The organism is Verrucomicrobiia bacterium (assembly GCA_035574275.1).
Lineage (GTDB): Bacteria > Zixibacteria > MSB-5A5 > DSPP01 > DSPP01 > DSPP01.
On sequence record DATLYY010000026.1, the window covers coordinates 22,408 to 38,576 of the forward strand.

The following is a 16,169-nucleotide window of genomic DNA, read 5'->3' on the forward strand; positions in this document are numbered from 1 at the left end:
GGACCTTGTGCATCGCACGGGAAGGTAAAACCCGCCTCCATCTTTTGCAAGTTGCCTTTTTCACCTCCGCTCGTATCTTCGAGCCGTGTCAAAAAAGGTTTTCAACCAGTTGAAAAAACTGATTACCGAGAAAAAAAATCCTCGTTCCCGGCGGATTGACCGGCTCCCCACCCTGCAAGTTTTGAAAATCATCAACGCCGAAGACCGCCGGGTGCCCGCCGCCGTGGCCAAAAAACTGCCGCAGATTGCCCGGGCTTCCGAACTTTACTATCAAACCTATCAAAACGGTGGGCGGATTTTTTATGTTGGAGCCGGGACCTCCGGCCGGCTGGGGGTTCTGGATGCCTCCGAGCTTCCCCCCACATTTGGTGCCGACCATCGGCGAATCAAGGGGTTGATTGCCGGGGGATACCCAACACTCGTCCGTTCCCGGGAAGGAGTGGAGGATGATAAGTGGGCGGCTGTTTCGGATTTGAAGAAAGAAAGGCCGGACTCGGGCGATTTGGTCATAGGAATTTCCGCCTCCCGCCGAACCCCTTATGTGGCGGCGGCTTTAAGCTATGCCCGGAAGAAGAAGGCCAAAACAATATTTATTTCTGCCAACCCGAAGCCGGTCGTCCCAATCCCGGCAGACGTGAATATCTCCGTCGTTGTCGGCCCGGAGGTTGTGGCGGGCTCCACCCGGATGAAAGCCGGCACGGCCCAAAAACTAATCTTGAACATGATTTCAACCGCGGCGATGGTGAAACTGGGAAAAACCTATGGCAACGTGATGGTGGATTTGAGAGGGACTTCGGAAAAGCTCGTGGAGCGGGCCAAAAAGACTTTGATTGATTTGACTGGGTTGTCCTACAAGCGTGCCTCCTGCCTGCTTCAGGAGGCCGGGGGGCATTTAAAGACCGCCTTGGTGATGGCACAAAAGAAGGTTTCCGCCCCGGAAGCAAAAAAGCTTCTGAATCAGGCCCAAGGGCGGCTGTTCCGCATTTTGAAGTAGCAAACCCGGTAATACCGGCACCGGCAGCCCTTCCAGAAAAAGCTTGACAAGCCCCAACCGGGCCTTAACTTTAAGGTGAATTAACTGTCAGAACCGAGGGGGTTTTGACCTGTTCATTTTGAACGTCGGGTTTTTGTGCTTTTTCTTTGGGTCAAAAAAGGAGGTCAAATGAGTTTCAGAAAAAAATTTTTTGTGGCAATTCTCACTTTCGCTATACTTTTTCAAGCCGGTCTTGCTTGGGGTGCGCGGGTGATTATCAGCGGGACCGGCTCGACGGATGCCATCGACACGCTGACTTTTTCCGGCGGTTTTCTGGCCCGGCCGGCCGGAGCCCCGGCGGCCAGCGAAATGCTTATTTTCAGCACGTTTGACGGTGACAGCCCGAGCACCGTGCGCAATCGGATCGTGGCCGTGGGGGACAGCCTTTCCAGCTTTACGGTTACCCCGGTGATAGGCAGCCCGAATGAGTTCGAGGTTCAAAACAATCCGCCGGGCGGCGCTTTGGTAATCACGCTCAACGGGCAGGAAGTGAACTCGGATGTGGAAGGCAGCGCCTTCAGCAAGGCGGGCCAGTACTTCAAGCTGACGGCCACCCAGATCCCGACCCTTTCGGAATGGGGATTGATTCTCTTCGCCACCCTGCTTCTGGCGAGTCTGGTCTGGTTTATCCGGCGGAAACGGAAACCGGCAAGGGCGAAAGCTTAAAACCGGAAGGACGAAAAAATAAGCCCGTCCCGAAATTTCGGGACGGGCTTATATTTTGATTTGATGACCGGCGCTTTCCAAACGACAAAATCCGGGCGGGCCGCCCTGCTGAAAGCCGTTTTTGTTTTCTTTGGCGCGCTGGTTTTCTTCTTCTGGGTTTTTAACAACGGCTGGGCTTTCCGGCACTTCATCGCCCCCTACACCAGCTTGGTTGCCTTCGTGGCCGCTTCGATTTTCAGACTTTTCGGACAGGCAGCCCTCCAAGCCGGAACTATTGTGACGGTTAATGGAAATCCCCTTTCGATTGCCACCGGCTGCAACGGGGCGGAGGCCATGGCACTCTACTTTTCGGCCATTTTGGCCTTTCCGACCGAATGGAGGCAAAAACTCGTTGGCCTGATTTTGGGGTTGGTCGGGATTTTCACAATCAACCAGGTCCGGGTAATCGGGTTGTTTATAGTGGCGATGGTAAAACCGGAAATTCTGCCGGAAGCCCACAACTACGCCGGACAGACCTTTGTAATCGTCATGGGGATGGCGCTCTGGTGGTTCTGGGCGGAACGGTTTACGGGAGCAGGCAATGCCAAAAACGCTGAAGACGGCCGTTAAAGTTATTGTTATCTATCTGACGGTCTTTGCCATGTGGCTTTTGGCCGCGGAACAATATCACCTGTTTTTGGGAAAGACGGCTGGAAAACTCATCCCGCTGGTCGAAGACTGCTCGGTCGGCCGCATTGAGTACGACGACGGGATACGCTACGAAATCAGTTTTTACGACCCGGCGGCCCGTCAGGTTTTGACCGCCCGCGGGGTGGTGGATGCCGTGCAATACGGCTATCCTTTGGTCACCTTCCTCACTTTGGCCATCGCCTTTCCGGGACCCAGGAATTGGAAAGCCCAAAAAAGGATTTTTCTGACCGTTTTGGGGGCGGCTCTTCTTTTTTTCCTTTATTCGATTTTTATCGTGGTGGCCGTGTATGAATTTTTGGGGCAGTACGAAGCGGCTTTGTTGAAGGAAAACTGGATTGCCCGCCTTTTCCCCCCCGCTGTTTATACCCGATACGAAATCCCGCTTTTGGTCTTTCTGGGGCAGGTTATCCCGGTTTTTCTCTGGGGGGGGCTTTTCGGTCGGTCCCTCTTTGCGGCCAAAAAAACACCCGCCTTTCGGTAAAAAAGCAAACGGCCTCCTTCCGGAAGCCGTTTCTCCCTCGAATTACCCCCTTTTTGGTACCCCTCTCGCGCAGGGCGCCAAGAGCTTTTCAAGCTTTTTTCCCTCGGAGACAGCACTCCCCCACCGCCCAGCCGAATGGACACACGCATAGACAGACAGATGGGTCCTAAGCGAATAAGTTGGGATATCATCCCCCCGTACCGAGGGGCAGGCGGAGTGCTGCCTTCGATTACAGATTACGGGGGCTCGTCGAAAAAGGTTGCAAAAAAAAGTGAATTTGAGTCGAAAAACTTGATTTATTAAAGAAAATAAAGGGAAGGCGCCCCGCCCGGGGACTATTCCATCAGGGAGAATTTTCGCAAAACCGACTCTATGTCGTTCATCCGGAAGGGCTTGTTCAGAAAACCGTCCGCTTTGGCGTCCACCAGCTCCTGTTCGGTCGCCTCGGTCGAGTAGCCGGTTATCACCACCACGGGAAGCTCGGGGAATTTGTCTTTGACCGCCCTTAGAAGCTCCAAACCGGTCATTTTGGGCATCCGCAGGTCGGTGATTAAAAGCGAGAAGTCCTTCTCGTTCAATAAGGAAAGCGCCTCTTCCCCGTCGGCGGCCCTTTGGGAGGCGAAATCGAACACCTCCAGCATGTCCGACAACAAATTGGACATATTGGGGTTGTCATCCACGATTAAAACCCGGCGATTCTCGTTTTCCATTCGGCTATATCCCCTTTCTATCTTCGGCAAAAAAAGGGGAAGGATTAACCGGAAAAAGCGGGCTTTTACGAGGGGAGCAAGCGGGCTGAACGGCCGTTTTGGTTTTGAGCCGACCAGCGCAAGAAAGATTCGATTTGGTTGGTCAAATTGAGAACGCCGGTGCCTTTTGCCGCCGATACCAAGGCCACACCCCACGGACTGCAGAGATTGGAGATTTGAGATTGGAGATTCGTCCACTGTGTAGAACCACCCCTTGGGACTTCGTCTCCGTCCCCCTTAAATTCAGGGGGGCAGGAATCGGGCGGGAGCCGGTCGATCTTGTTCAACACCAAAATGGTGGGGATTTTGTCGGCCTTCAAAGACGTTAAAATCTCCTGCACGGCGGCGATGTTTTCGCGGAAATTGGGTCCCGAAAAATCCACCACATGCAGAAGCAGGTCGCTCTCGGCCGCCTCGGAAAGGGTGGAGCGGAAGGAGGCCACCAGATGGGTAGGCAGTTTTTTGATGAAACCGACGGTGTCGGTCAAAATCACTTTTGGAAAGTAGGGGAATTTGAGAACCCGCGTGGTGGAATCCAAAGTCGAAAAAAGGCGGTCTTCCACCTTGGTCTGCGAGCGGGTGAGGCAGTTGAAAAGGGAGGATTTTCCCGCATTGGTGTATCCCACCAAGCTGACGCGGTACACTTCGCTCCGCTTTTTGTGCTGGACGGCCCTTTGGTGGTCGATTTCCATCAGCACTTTTTTCAAGTGGGTGATTTTGTGGCGCACCTGCCGGCGGTCGGTTTCCAACTGGGTTTCGCCGGGGCCGCGGGTGCCGATGCCGCCGACTTGCCGCTCCAAATGCGACCAGCGTCCCGCCAGCCGGGGGAGGAGATATTCCAGTTGGGCCAGCTCCACCTGCGTTTTGGCCTCGCGGGTTTTGGCCCTTTGGGCAAAGATATCCAGAATCAAATCCGTCCGGTCAATCGTGCGGACGCCGGTCAGTTCCTGCAGATTGGCCACCTGCGCGCCGGTTAATTCATCGTCGAAAATGATGACGTTCGCGGAGGTTTCCTCCGCAATGGCCTTGATTTCCTCCGCTTTTCCCCGGCCGATGAAATAGGCGGCGTCCGGCGCGTGGCGCCTTTGGGCAACCTGGCCGACGACGATTGCCCCGGCGGAGGTTGTTAGGGCCCCCAATTCGGCCAGCGTTTCGGATGAATCGCTGTTTTTGGAAACTCCGGCCAGAAGCGCTTTTTCCTTGGGGCGGGTGGTTACGAGTTTAATCATCTATCTGTTTAAATATACGAAAAAGCGGCGGAAAATGGAGGGATTGAAAGGCAACCTCACCCCCTGACCCCCTCTCCGATGCGGAGAGGGGGAAATTGTGAGGCAATTCATGAATTGCCCCTACAAAAACGGGCAGGCACAAGACCTGCCCCTACGAAAACCACCCCCTGGGACTTCGTCTCCGTCCCCCTTAAACACAGGGGGACAGAAAGAGCAAGTTAAGGGAAGGGGGGACAGGCCGTTGGGCCTGCCCCTTGGCCTTTCCTTTTTTTGTTTCTTTTGTTTCGTGCGACGGGTTTTAAAACAGCCGTGAAAGTGGAGACGGGACATTTTTTATGGTAGGTCCTCTCCGTGCGGCCGCCTGTGTAGTTGAACTGCTCCGCGCGCGACGGACTCCGCGCGGGCGCAAGGCTGGTCTATGTCCGCTTTCCCTTTCAAGGAGAAGCGGGGGTTTAGCTAAAAAAAAGCGGCTGTCCTTTCCCCCCGACCATTGAGGAGAAATCAACCCCATAAAGAGTGAAAACCGTGAATTATGGTCGGTACCGGCTTTCGGTCTCCTTTTGGGGTTCGGCCCGGTCACGCCAGTTGCGCCGAGCCGACCCGATGCACGAGAGGGATGGCGGCTTGGGGGTTAGCCCGAACCACGTCCCTCTATAAATAGCCTCCCTTGCGATATTCACTCTGAAGTTGTAGTGAATTTGCAACCTCACCCCCTGACCCCCTCTCCGATACGGAGAGGGGGAAGGGCGTATCGCAATACGCACCTACAAAGACAAAGAAGGAAAACGAGCAGGCACCCCTCGAGTTCCCTCGGGGCAAGCGAAGTCCTGCCCCTACTCTTGGGGGAAGGCGAAAAAAGAATCCGGAAAGGCGGGGTTGATGGCCACCGTGTCCAGTTGCAAGTCCAGGTAATTTTGCGCCCCGCGGCGGACGGTGATTAGGCGGGGGAAGTAGATTCCCTCCACCGGTTCGTAGGCGGCCAGGGCGGCGGTGATGCCATTGGCCGGGGAATAAAGCTCCTTGGGATGGTAGGTTTCTTCGTCCAGAAAAATCCAGAGTTCGCCAGTGGTGGAATCGAAGCTTTTGACCCAAAAGCAGCGGGTTTTGTCGATGAGCGTATCCCGCCCAATCTCGGAGTACTCATTGCCGATTTTTTGCAGGCGGGAAAGGCCGTTTTGGGCGAAAAGGGCAAGCGGGCTTTGGGTGAGTTTGAACGGCTTTTCGGCTCCGAAGCGCCGCCAGCCGGAGTTCCCGTCAAAAACCTCGGTGGAGCTCCAAAAGCTGGTTTCAATCTGCGAGCGCAGTTTTTGGCCTTCCTGCGCAAAGTCGATTTTGACCGGGCTTTTGCCCGCCAGCGTTCCCCGCCCGGAGATTTGCACGCCGGAGAGGGCCAAAAATTTCTCCCCCCCCAGAGCAAAAATCATTTTGGAAATCGGATTTTCGATATCCGCTTTCTCTAACTTGGCAGATTTTTTGGTGGTCTTGGCGGTAATCCAGACCGGCGCAATCAATATCAGTAAAACGGCCGTTGTCCAAGCGAGCTTCTTCACGAGAGTAATTTACCATTCTTTGGCATTTTTTCCACTTAATTCCGGTTGATGTTATCCTTTCCTCTTCTTATCTTACACTCGAAAGGCGGAGGAAAATATAAATTGGGACGCCTGCTTTTAATAACCACTTCGCTGCTATTCTCTACAAATTTACTCTTTGGGCAGGGCAGTTACCTCAACATTATGGGCATCATCCGCGGCGACAGTGCAGGGGCACAGTTTGGAAAAATGGTAGTACCTGCTGGGGACGTGAATGGCGACACCCTGCAGGATTTTTTGGTTGGGGCTTTTCACTGCTGTCCAAACGACCTCTGCTGTCCTCCACGCGGTGCACAAAAGGTTTACCTTTTCTATGGAAAAAAAGATGGCTTTGATACAATCCCTGATCTGATTTTCCAACATAAGGCACAACTGGAGTGCTTGGGAGACCTAAATGGTGATGGGCAGGCCGACTTCGGCATGCGCGAATCGGGGCAGAAGTATCGATTTTCTGTTTATTATGGCGGGGCTGGCCTGGATACCTTTCCAGACGGATATGTTAAGGGGGACAGTTCAGATATTTTCGACCAATACGGTCTCGATGTGTCCGTAGGTAAATGGAACGACCTCAGCGACCACCAAATCGCCCTCGGTGTCACTTTTACAGGCGTGCCGGGATCTGACTCCCTGCGCTTTTATTGTTACAACGTTACCCAGAACTCAATCGATTCGGTTGCTTTTTGGAAACCCGAGTTACCGTTTAAAAGTGTTTTTGGTGGCCGTATTCGAATGCTTGGAGATGTAGACGGAGATGGATTTGCGGATTTGGCGGTCGGGCGCGAAAGTGGAAGTGATGCTGTGCCTGGTACGGTCGAAATCTATTTGGGGGGAATCACCCTCGATACAATTCCTGATATCATCCTGTATCCGCCATCAAGTGTCTCATCTACAAATAGAAAAAGCTTTGGCCGCTCGGTTTTTGGTGTGGGAGATTTGAACGGTGACGGGCGAGCCGAATTCATTGTGACCGCGCCTTATACACCTCTTCTCTATTTTGGTGGTAATCCTTTGGACACCTTACCCCGTTTTGTGTTAGATAGGCTGGGGGACCATTTTGCCAACGGTGGGGACATTAACGCGGATGGCTACAGCGACCTCTTGATGGGGCGGGACGAATCTCCGCTTACGGGATTTGCCTACGTCTATTATGGCGGACCTTCCATGGACAGCGTCAGAGATTTGGAGATACACGAGCGTGATTTGCCCTATCCCGCGTCCGGTTTCGGTCAGACCGTAGCGGGCTTGGGCGATGTTGACGGGGACGGGTCGAATGATTTTGCAGTCGGCTCAACTTCAAATTTGGTTGCCGACCAGGACTATGGCTACCTCTGGGTCTTTAGGGGTCTTCAACCGTCCACAGGAGTGAACGATGAGAAGCACAATATCCCACGGCACTTTACCCTGGAACAAAATTATCCCAACCCCTTCAATTCAACCACGCTGATTTCTTACACCCTTTCCCGAAGAGCGCAGGTGCGTTTGGGGATTTTCAATATTGCCGGACAGTTGGTGAAGGTATTAGTTGATGAGGAGCAATCGGCGGGGAGTCATCAGATTTCTTGGGGAGGGGAGGATTCCAAAGGCAGGCCGATGCCGAGCGGGATTTATTTGTACAAGCTTTCGTTTGAAGATGAAGTGCAGGTTAAAAAGATGGTATTGGTGAAATAGTTAACCTCCTCTTGTAGGAACTCCCGGTTTTAGTTAGATTGGCCAACCAAGGCAGGCAGCCCGCTTTCCACCGCCGGTTGGCAACGAAAGCGGGGTTTTGGCGTTGCCGACAAAAGTATGCCCGAGATCGCCCCGCCGGTTTTTTTGAAGGAAGGCCAACTGGTGGAACGGCTTTTGGAGACGTTCCAAAAGACCCGCCCCGCGCAGGTGGTGCTCTCCCGGCTGGCCGTAGGGCTGGAGGCGTTTCCGGTCGGGCTTTCCGGGTCTTCCCGCTCGTTTCTTCTGGCCTCCGCCTTCCAAAACCGCACCGGCATCAAGCTGGTCATCGCCCCCAAGGAAGAAACGGCCCTAAATCTGCAGCAGGATTTGGCCACCCTTTTGCCGGAGGAGGAGATACTTTATTTCCCCTCGTTCGGCATCGAGCCGTTTTATCCGCATCGAGTATTGGAAGACATCGCCGGGCAGCGGATTTCGGTTCTTTCGCGTTTGTGTGATAATCCCAACGCCATCGTAATAACCCTTGCCCAAGCGGTATTGGAGCCGACTTTGCCCAAAAATTTGCTTTTGGAAAACCGCTTGGAGGTGGCCGCCGGTTTGGAAGTGGAACAGGAAAAACTGGTGGCGACTTTGGAAAATTTGGGCTATCGCCGGGTGCCGATGACCCAGGAGCCGGCGGATTATTCCGTGCGGGGGGGAATTGTGGATGTCTTCCCCTTGGCCGCCGCCGTTCCCATACGCATCGAGTTTTTCGGCGACAAGGTGGAGTCGTTGCGATCCTTTTCGGTTTTGGATCAGCGTTCCAAGGAGAAATTGGAAAATTTTGTTCTGCTTCCCAATCGGGAAGTTTTTTTAGAATCCGAGCGGGTCACCAAGACCTTAAAATCGCTGTCGGAAGATTTTTCCGCGCCGTTTTTTGGGGAAAAGGAACTTTCCAACCGCTTTCCGGCCCTCGAATATCTGGCGCCTTTTTTGGGAACTTCGATGGGGAATTTGGAGGAGTACCTATTGCCAGAACTTTCGGTCGTGGCCTGGCTGGAAAACGAAGAGCTGGAATCCCGCAAGAAAGAGTGGTTTGAAAAGGGGAAACAGAACGAAACGGCCTGGGAAAAAGCGTTCAACGCCTCTGGGAAGGAAATCCTCGAGCGGGCGGAAAAGGGATGGGAGAATCTGCGTTCCCGCGGCGGGCTGGTTTTCCCAGCCGTCGGGCTTTCCGGCCCCAACCGCATCATCTTTGCCACGGCGCCCCTGCCTTCGCTCGGACGCAATCTTTCCATTTGGGCCAAGGAAGTTACCACCCTCTCGGAAAAAGGGATCCGTTCGTTTCTATTCTGCGAAACGGAGGAGGAGAAAAACCGGGTCGGCACCCTTTTGGAAGATGAGCGGATGGCCTTGGCGCCGGAGGTGGGACGTTTTTCCGAGGGGTTCATTTATCCGGATGCCGGTTTTGCAGTCTTTACCGAACATCAGCTTTTCGGCCGGAAATTAAGAAGTCGCCCCAAGCGCAAGGCGCGGGAGGGAATTGCCTTGGCCTCCTATACCTCCCTTTCCCCCGGCGATTTTGTGGTGCACGTCGATTACGGTCTGGGGCGGTTTTCCGGCTTGACCACGGTCACAGTGGAAGGGGAAAAGACCGACTGTCTTTTATTGGCCTATGCCGGGGGGGACAAACTCTACGTTCCGATCGAGCAGTTCCGCCGCGTCCAGAAGTACGCCGGCAAGGAGGGGGAGCCGTCGCTAACCAAGTTAGGCACCAAAAGCTGGGAGCGGGCCAAGGAGAAGGTGCAAAAGGCGCTGGCGGAGATGGCGCGGGAGCTTGTCGCCTTATACGCCGCGCGCAAGGCCCAGCCGGGGCACGCTTTTTCGACTGATTCGGCCTGGATGCGGGAGCTGGAGACCAGCTTTCCGTACGATGAAACCACCGACCAGAACGAGGCGATTGATGCCGTCAAAAAGGATATGGAGTTTGCCGCGCCGATGGACCGGCTGGTTTTGGGGGATGTCGGCTTTGGCAAAACCGAGGTGGCTGTTCGCGCCGCCTTGAAAGCCGTGGCGGACGGCAAGCAGGTGGCCGTTTTGGTGCCGACCACGATTCTGGCTTTGCAGCATTTTCTCACCTTCGGCGAGCGGCTGCTCCCGTTTCCGGTGCGGATTGAACTGCTTTCCCGTTTTCGCCCCGCCAAAGAGCAGAAAAAAGCAGTGGAGGAATTGAAAAAGGGGCAGGTGGACGTCGTGATTGGCACGCACCGGCTTTTGGCCAAGGATGTCGGTTTCAAGGATTTGGGGCTTTTAATCATCGATGAAGAGCACCGCTTTGGAGTCGTTCAGAAGGAGAAGCTGAAAAAAATCAGGGAAACCGTCGATGTTTTGACCCTTTCCGCCACCCCCATTCCGCGCACGCTGCAGCTCTCGCTTTCCGGGGCGCGGGATTTGTCGGTCATCTCCACCCCGCCGCGGGGGCGGCTGCCGATTCAGACCGAGATTTTGCCCTTTTCCGATGAGGCGGTGCGTGACTCTATTCTTTTTGAACTGGAGCGGGGCGGCCAAGTGTTCTTCGTCCACAATCGGGTGGAGACGATCGAGGGGATGCGGAACTATCTATTGGATTTGATTCCGGGACTCAAGCTGGGGGTGGCGCACGGCCAGCTTTCGGAGGAGGCGTTGGAGCGGGTGATGGTGGATTTTCTGGTGCGGAAGTATGATTTGCTTTTGGCCACCTCGATTATCGAGTCCGGGCTGGACATCCCTTCCGTCAACACCTTGATTGTCAACCGGGCCGACCGCTTCGGGCTGGCGCAGCTCTATCAGTTGCGTGGGCGGGTGGGGCGCAGTTCGGAAAAAGCGTTTGCCTATTTTTTCACGCCTCCTTGGAGCTCGCTCACGGATACCGCCAAAAAGCGGCTGAAGGCGATTGCGGAATTCACTGAGCTCGGCTCCGGTTTTTATCTGGCGATGCGGGATATGGAAATCCGCGGGGCGGGGAATTTGCTCGGCCCGCAGCAGCATGGGTTCATCGAGGAGGTCGGCTTCGATTTGTACTGCCAGCTTTTGGAGGAGGCGGTGGGGCAAATCAAGGGGGAGACGCGGGCCATCCGGCCGGAGGTCAAACTTTCTCTGCCGATCACTCCCTTTTTGCCCCAGGATTACGTATCCTCCTCCCCCGAACGGATCGAAGTGTATAAAAAACTTTCGGAGATGAAGAATTTGGCGGAACTGGAGGATTTCAAGGCGGAGCTGGTTGACCGCTTTGGGCTCCTCCCCCCCAAGGCGGAGGAACTTTTACGGATGGTGGAAGTGAAAGTCCTGGCGCTCGAGAAAAAAATCGGGGAGTTGAAGGCTTCGGGCGGGCGGCTGGAGGCGGTCTTCACCCCGGAATTTCCGGCCACGCGCAAGACCATCGAGGAACTGCGGCTGCGGCTGCCGGATGCCATTGAGTTCGCCTTTACACCGGGGTTCGCCCTGCGCATTGAAAGCTCGGCCCGCCGGGGAACGGAAATTTTGGACGAGGCCAAAAAGCTTTTATTAAGCATATAAAGAGAGATGGAAAGGATGAAAATGAGGCGTTACGGGAGTTTTGTTTTTTTGACGGCTTTTTTGGTCTTTTTGGGTTGTTCCAAAAAATCCAAGAACACCGCCGTCGTGGCGGAAATCGGCGGCGAAAAAATTACGATCGAGGATATAACCGGCCAACTCTCACTGCAGGGGCGGCTTTTCGGCTCGCCGGAGGAGGAACTGGCGGAAAAGCAGCGGATTCTGGATAGCATCGTGGAGGCCCGGCTTTTGTTGCATGAAGCGTACCGCGAAAAGCTGGACCAGGACAGCTTGATAAAAGCCTTTGAGGAACTGGAGCGCCCCCTCTTTTTGATCGATGCTCTCTATTTCAAGGAAGTGCGGGACAAAGCGATGCTCTCCAGTTCCGAAGTGCTTCGCTACTACCGCGCCTTTCGCAACGACCGCTGCTTTAAGCAGATATTGGTTACGGACGGGCGTTTGGCCGACAGCCTTCTGCGACTTTTGCGCAAGGGGGCCCGCTTTGACAGCTTGGCGGCGGCCCATACCAAAGACCCGATCTCAGCCCCGAAGGGGGGGGATATCGGTTGTTACGGCTGGAGCCGCAAGCCACCCGGCGCCCTTCTGGAGCAGACGGCCGAATTGGAGAAAGGGGAACTCGCCGGCCCCTTCCGTCTGCCGGAGGGATTTTTGATTTTGCAGTGCTACGAGGAGCGGCCGGCCGAACTGCCGGACCTCAAGGTTTTTGAACCGGAGCTACGCGCGTTGTTGGAGCCGGACCGGAGCCTGCGCCGTTCGGCCGAGTACGTAGCGGAAGTGCGCAAGAAGCTGGATTTTCGCATCATAGACTCCACGGCCCGTTTCGTCAACCGGATGCAGCGGGAGCTTTCCACGGTGCGCGTTCCCGGGCAGCCGGAGCGGTATTCCGTCTACATCCGCACGGAGGAACTCGCCCCCGCCCAGCGCGACATGCCGCTGGTTGTTTACAAGGGGGGTACGGTGACGGCGGGGCAGTTTTTGGAGACCCAGCAGGGGAGCGCCCCGATGGCCCGGCTGGTTCTGGACACCACCGAACGGACCGAGGCGATGCTTTTCCAGCTTGTTTTCCGGGATGCCATGGTCCAGACGGCCCGCTCCCACGGGCTGGAGAAAGATCCGGCGTATTTGAAGCGGTTGAAACAGGCCGTGGAAAACCAGATGGCGGCGCTCTATAAAAGCCGCCTTCTTTCCGGCCTGCCGTTCGACACGGGCCGGGCGCAGGCCTATTTCCGCGCCCACCCGGAGGAGTTTGTTCTGCCGGCGGCCGTGCATCTCTTCGAGGTGAACCGCACGATGCGAGGGGACATTCTGGCACTGAAGGACAGCGTTAAAAACAAACCGCAATTCGTGGCGGCCGCCTCCCGGCTCACCAACCGGGTCCGGCTGCGCCCTTCGGGAGGGGATCTGGGCTGGGTGGAACAGCATCAGTTTCCGGAGCTTTTCGCCCAAGCCGCCAAGATGAAACTGGGTCAGATTGCAGGCCCGGTGGAGCTGGCGGATGGCAGTTTTTCCCTGATTTATCTCGAAGCCAGACGTCCCGAGCGCAAGCAAAACTTTGCCGAAGTCCGCAACGCCCTTCTGGAACGGCTCTGGATAAAAGCGGAGGATTCCGCCTTTGCCGCCTGGATGGGAAACCAGAAAAAACAGCTGAAGGTGGCCGTTTATCCGGAGGTTTTGGAAAAAACCATCGACCGGGCCTACTACGCCAAGCTGAAGGCCTGGCAGGATAAGCAGCAGGGAGGGGCGGGTTAGATGCGGCTTGTCCGGGCATTCATTCATCTCCTTCCCCTGCTGGCGTTCGCCCCGCTGCGGGCGGAGGACACCCTCACCGTGGATAAAATCGCTGCCGTCGTCGGCAAGGAGGTCATCACCCTTTCCGAGTTGAATTTGCAGACCCAGCTGTATCTGACCCAGTCGGGCCAGCCCCCCGGTGATTCGGCCGCCGTCGCGGCGCTGCAGAAAAAATTGCTGGAGCAGATGGTGACGGATCAACTGCTTTTGCAGCAGGCCTCCCGCGACAGCGGTTTGAAGGTGACCCCTGTGGAGGTGAACGCCGCCGCAGAAGAGCAATTGAACCGGGTGAAAAGCCAGTTCCCCACCCCGGCGGCCTTTGCGGCGCAGTTGGCCCGGGAGGGGCTCTCCGAGCGGGAGCTTTTGAAGCGCTACCGGGAAACGGTGCGCGGGGAGCTTTTGAAGCAGCGCTTGATCGCCGCCCGGCTGGCCCGGGTGACCGTGGCGGATTTTGAGGTGCGGAAGTTTCATTCCGAGTACGCCGATTCGCTCCCCCAGTCCCCCAAGCAAGTGCGACTTTTTCAAATCCTTTTGCCCGTGGAGCCGGCCGGTCCCACGCTCGATTCCTTGAAAGCCAAAGCGGAGGCGGTCCTGGCGGAAATCAAGGGCGGACTCGATTTTGGGGAAGCGGCCCGGCGCTATTCGGAAGACCCGTCCGCCGAGCGGGGCGGGGACATCGGCAGCTACGGGCGGGGGGAACTGGTGCCGGAGTTCGAGCGGGCCGCCTTTGGGGTCAAGGTGGGGGAACCGGCCGGGCCGGTGAAAACCGTGTTCGGTTTTCATCTCATCAAAGTGCTTTCCAACGACGGGCGCAAGGTTCACACCCAGCATATTCTCTTCGGCCTGCATCCTTCCGCCGCCGACAGCGCGCGGGTTTCGAAGCTGGCCGATTCGCTGATTGCCCGGTTGAAAGCGGGGGAGCCGTTTGCCGATTTGGCCAAGAATTTTTCCGCGGATGAGGAATCGAAGAAAGCGGGTGGGGATTTGGGCTGGTTTGAAATTCCGCAAATCAACCCGGCCTTGCAGCCGGCCGTGGACGGCATGAAAACGGGGGACTACCGGGCGGTAATTTCCCCCGCGGGGTTTCATCTTCTTTATCTTTCGGATTTGAAGGAACCCCATATCCTCTCCTTGGAATCGGACTGGGACGTAATCAAGGAGATGGCCCGCCGCAAGAAGACGGAGCGGCTGGTGGCCGACTGGGTGGAGGAGCTAAAGAAAAAGACCTACGTGGATATTCGGTACTGAAAAACGCCCCCTGGCCGGACCAGGGTTTCCGCATCTCTTTGTGCTTCAGCGCAATAGAAGAAAGTGAAACTGCTCACATAAAAAATCCTTGACAAGGAGCCGCGGCGAACCTAAATTTATATTTAGCTAATGGAGCTACTGACTCCATTGAATGGTTTAATTTGTAAAAGCCGCTCCGGGAAGCAAGGAGAGCTTTTGCTTTATAGCTGGACGGTTGCGGTATTTTTGGGAGGTTCTCGGGCCCCATCTTCGGGACTTAAGAGGCGAGATTTCGGTTGACAATCCCTTGTTGTGCCTCATCTTATGGTTAGCTCAAACCGAGGAGGTTCAATGAGTAGGTTGTCTTTTCTGGCCGTTTTGCCCCTTTGTCTTTTTTGCACATCTCTTTCCGCACAGCCCGTCTTTTCCCCACCGGTCAACTTAGGCCCAAAAATAAACACTTCTACGATGGAGTCTGACCCTTTCTGGGATGCACCGAGAAAGCGGCTTTACTTTGTTTCAGCAAGGGATAATGAGATTCCTTACATATTCTTTTCCGATTGGACAGATACCGGGTGGGCTGATCCCGTAAAATTGGGGCCGCAGATAAACACTGGGGAAGAACTATCTCCGAGTGTGTCCATGGACGGACAAAAGCTCTATTTTGTGGCATCCGCCAGACAGGGCTACTTATGGGATATTTGGGGTTCTTCCTGGAATTCTTCCCTAAATGACTGGGGAGAGCCACAGAACTTGGGGCCGCCTGTGAACACTCCAGCTCCAGGAGCGGAGTTTTCGGCTCATATCGCACCGGATGGCCGATTGTTTTTTACTTCGACCAACGACCCAGACAGTTTGTTCCCCTCCGGTCGTTGTGGCATTTATGCCAGCGTGTGGAATGGCTCATCCTGGTCGGTTCCCCAACTGCAGTGGGGATGCGACGGGCGAGACCCGCAATACCCGTCGGTGCCGGCCGATGGCCAATGGCTTTATTTTAATCACTTTGGTGAGATATTCGCAGTTGCCTGGGACGGTTTGGGCTGGGTGCCGCCGACCTATAAGCTCAATCAGCAGCTTGGAGGCAGAGCCGCACATCCCTCTATCACCCCTTCTGGGGACAGTTTGTTTTTTACCGGCACACCAGACTTGGGTGGCTTTGGCGGCAACGACATTTGGATGGCAAAAAGAGTAATACCTGGAAAAGTTTCTGCGATAAGAAAAGAAAACTTAGTTTTTCTCGTTACTGTTTTGCTTTTAGCGGGAATTTATTGGGTAGTGCGTGTGAGCCTTAAACCCGCAAACAGATTGGAGGAATCATGAACTTCTTTTTGTAGTTTTGGGGGGAGCTTATGGGATAGCAGTGTACTGCTCCCCTTTAGTCAAGCGGCCTGATATGGAGTCATCGGGCTGAGGTTATAGGTTTTCTCGAACCTGTTCGGCGGCTGGTAGCCCAGGGCCGAGTGCAGGTAGGTTTCGTTGTACGTTTCGATCCAGCCGTTC

Annotated in this window: 12 protein-coding genes; 9 read left to right on the forward strand and 3 right to left on the reverse strand. The window is 55.2% G+C overall.

Features of this window, described 5'->3' with window-relative positions:
• Nucleotides 1-85 precede the first annotated feature (85 nt).
• The 4 genes from murQ to VNL73_04720 all read left to right on the forward strand — a co-directional run bounded on the left by murQ (nucleotide 86) and on the right by VNL73_04720 (nucleotide 2,870).
• A complete protein-coding gene (murQ, locus tag VNL73_04705) occupies nucleotides 86-994 on the forward strand; it encodes an N-acetylmuramic acid 6-phosphate etherase (protein HXF48708.1) in 909 nt (302 codons plus the stop codon).
• A 168-nt stretch (nucleotides 995-1,162) separates the two neighbouring features.
• On the forward strand, nucleotides 1,163-1,699 hold the full coding sequence (locus VNL73_04710; GenBank protein HXF48709.1) for an IPTL-CTERM sorting domain-containing protein: 537 nt from the start codon (nucleotides 1,163-1,165) through the stop codon (nucleotides 1,697-1,699).
• Between the two features lie 63 nt (nucleotides 1,700-1,762).
• On the forward strand, nucleotides 1,763-2,308 hold the full coding sequence (gene xrtH / locus VNL73_04715) for an exosortase H (GenBank protein HXF48710.1): 546 nt from the start codon (nucleotides 1,763-1,765) through the stop codon (nucleotides 2,306-2,308).
• On the forward strand, nucleotides 2,280-2,870 hold the full coding sequence (locus tag VNL73_04720) for a hypothetical protein (GenBank protein HXF48711.1): 591 nt from the start codon (nucleotides 2,280-2,282) through the stop codon (nucleotides 2,868-2,870). The genes xrtH and VNL73_04720 overlap by 29 nt, the downstream gene beginning before the upstream one ends.
• A gap of 335 nt (nucleotides 2,871-3,205) precedes the next feature.
• Here VNL73_04720 and VNL73_04725 read toward each other — a convergent pair whose 3' ends face one another.
• From VNL73_04725 to VNL73_04735, 3 genes are all read right to left on the reverse strand, one after another.
• Nucleotides 3,206-3,580 (reverse strand): response regulator, encoded by a 375-nt coding sequence (locus VNL73_04725; GenBank protein ID HXF48712.1) that lies wholly within the window; start codon nucleotides 3,578-3,580, stop codon nucleotides 3,206-3,208.
• Between the two features lie 65 nt (nucleotides 3,581-3,645).
• The gene (gene hflX / locus VNL73_04730; protein HXF48713.1) at nucleotides 3,646-4,848 is read right to left on the reverse strand and encodes a GTPase HflX; all 1,203 of its coding nucleotides are present in this window, start codon (nucleotides 4,846-4,848) and stop codon (nucleotides 3,646-3,648) included.
• Between the two features lie 833 nt (nucleotides 4,849-5,681).
• Nucleotides 5,682-6,398 (reverse strand): hypothetical protein, encoded by a 717-nt coding sequence (locus VNL73_04735; GenBank protein ID HXF48714.1) that lies wholly within the window; start codon nucleotides 6,396-6,398, stop codon nucleotides 5,682-5,684.
• A 102-nt stretch (nucleotides 6,399-6,500) separates the two neighbouring features.
• Here VNL73_04735 and VNL73_04740 point away from each other — a divergent pair, with 102 nt between their 5' ends.
• From VNL73_04740 to VNL73_04760, 5 genes are all read left to right on the forward strand, one after another.
• Entirely contained in the window at nucleotides 6,501-8,105 is a 1,605-nt protein-coding gene (locus VNL73_04740; GenBank protein ID HXF48715.1) for a FlgD immunoglobulin-like domain containing protein, read from the forward strand.
• Between the two features lie 117 nt (nucleotides 8,106-8,222).
• Nucleotides 8,223-11,636 carry a transcription-repair coupling factor gene (gene mfd, locus VNL73_04745; GenBank protein ID HXF48716.1) on the forward strand — a complete coding sequence of 1,138 codons (3,414 nt, stop codon included), beginning with the start codon at nucleotides 8,223-8,225 and terminating at the stop codon, nucleotides 11,634-11,636.
• Nucleotides 11,637-11,657: 21 nt separating this feature from the next.
• Nucleotides 11,658-13,403 (forward strand): peptidyl-prolyl cis-trans isomerase, encoded by a 1,746-nt coding sequence (locus VNL73_04750; GenBank protein HXF48717.1) that lies wholly within the window; start codon nucleotides 11,658-11,660, stop codon nucleotides 13,401-13,403.
• Nucleotides 13,404-14,690, forward strand: a complete 1,287-nt coding sequence (locus VNL73_04755) for a peptidylprolyl isomerase (protein HXF48718.1) — start codon at nucleotides 13,404-13,406, stop codon at nucleotides 14,688-14,690.
• Between the two features lie 330 nt (nucleotides 14,691-15,020).
• Entirely contained in the window at nucleotides 15,021-15,989 is a 969-nt protein-coding gene (locus VNL73_04760; protein ID HXF48719.1) for a hypothetical protein, read from the forward strand.
• The last annotated feature ends 180 nt before the right edge of the window (nucleotides 15,990-16,169 follow it).

Bases quoted from the DNA above. Each gene is read 5' to 3' on its own strand.
- VNL73_04710 (HXF48709.1), top strand. From the start codon at position 1,163: ATGAGTTTCAGAAAAAAATTTTTTGTGGCAATTCTCACTTTCGCTATA.
- VNL73_04760 (HXF48719.1), top strand. From the start codon at position 15,021: ATGAGTAGGTTGTCTTTTCTGGCCGTTTTGCCCCTTTGTCTTTTTTGC.
- mfd (HXF48716.1), top strand. From the start codon at position 8,223: ATGCCCGAGATCGCCCCGCCGGTTTTTTTGAAGGAAGGCCAACTGGTG.
- hflX (HXF48713.1), bottom strand. From the start codon at position 4,848: ATGATTAAACTCGTAACCACCCGCCCCAAGGAAAAAGCGCTTCTGGCC.
- VNL73_04720 (HXF48711.1), top strand. From the start codon at position 2,280: ATGCCAAAAACGCTGAAGACGGCCGTTAAAGTTATTGTTATCTATCTG.
- VNL73_04750 (HXF48717.1), top strand. From the start codon at position 11,658: ATGAGGCGTTACGGGAGTTTTGTTTTTTTGACGGCTTTTTTGGTCTTT.
- VNL73_04755 (HXF48718.1), top strand. From the start codon at position 13,404: ATGCGGCTTGTCCGGGCATTCATTCATCTCCTTCCCCTGCTGGCGTTC.
- xrtH (HXF48710.1), top strand. From the start codon at position 1,763: ATGACCGGCGCTTTCCAAACGACAAAATCCGGGCGGGCCGCCCTGCTG.
- VNL73_04725 (HXF48712.1), bottom strand. From the start codon at position 3,580: ATGGAAAACGAGAATCGCCGGGTTTTAATCGTGGATGACAACCCCAAT.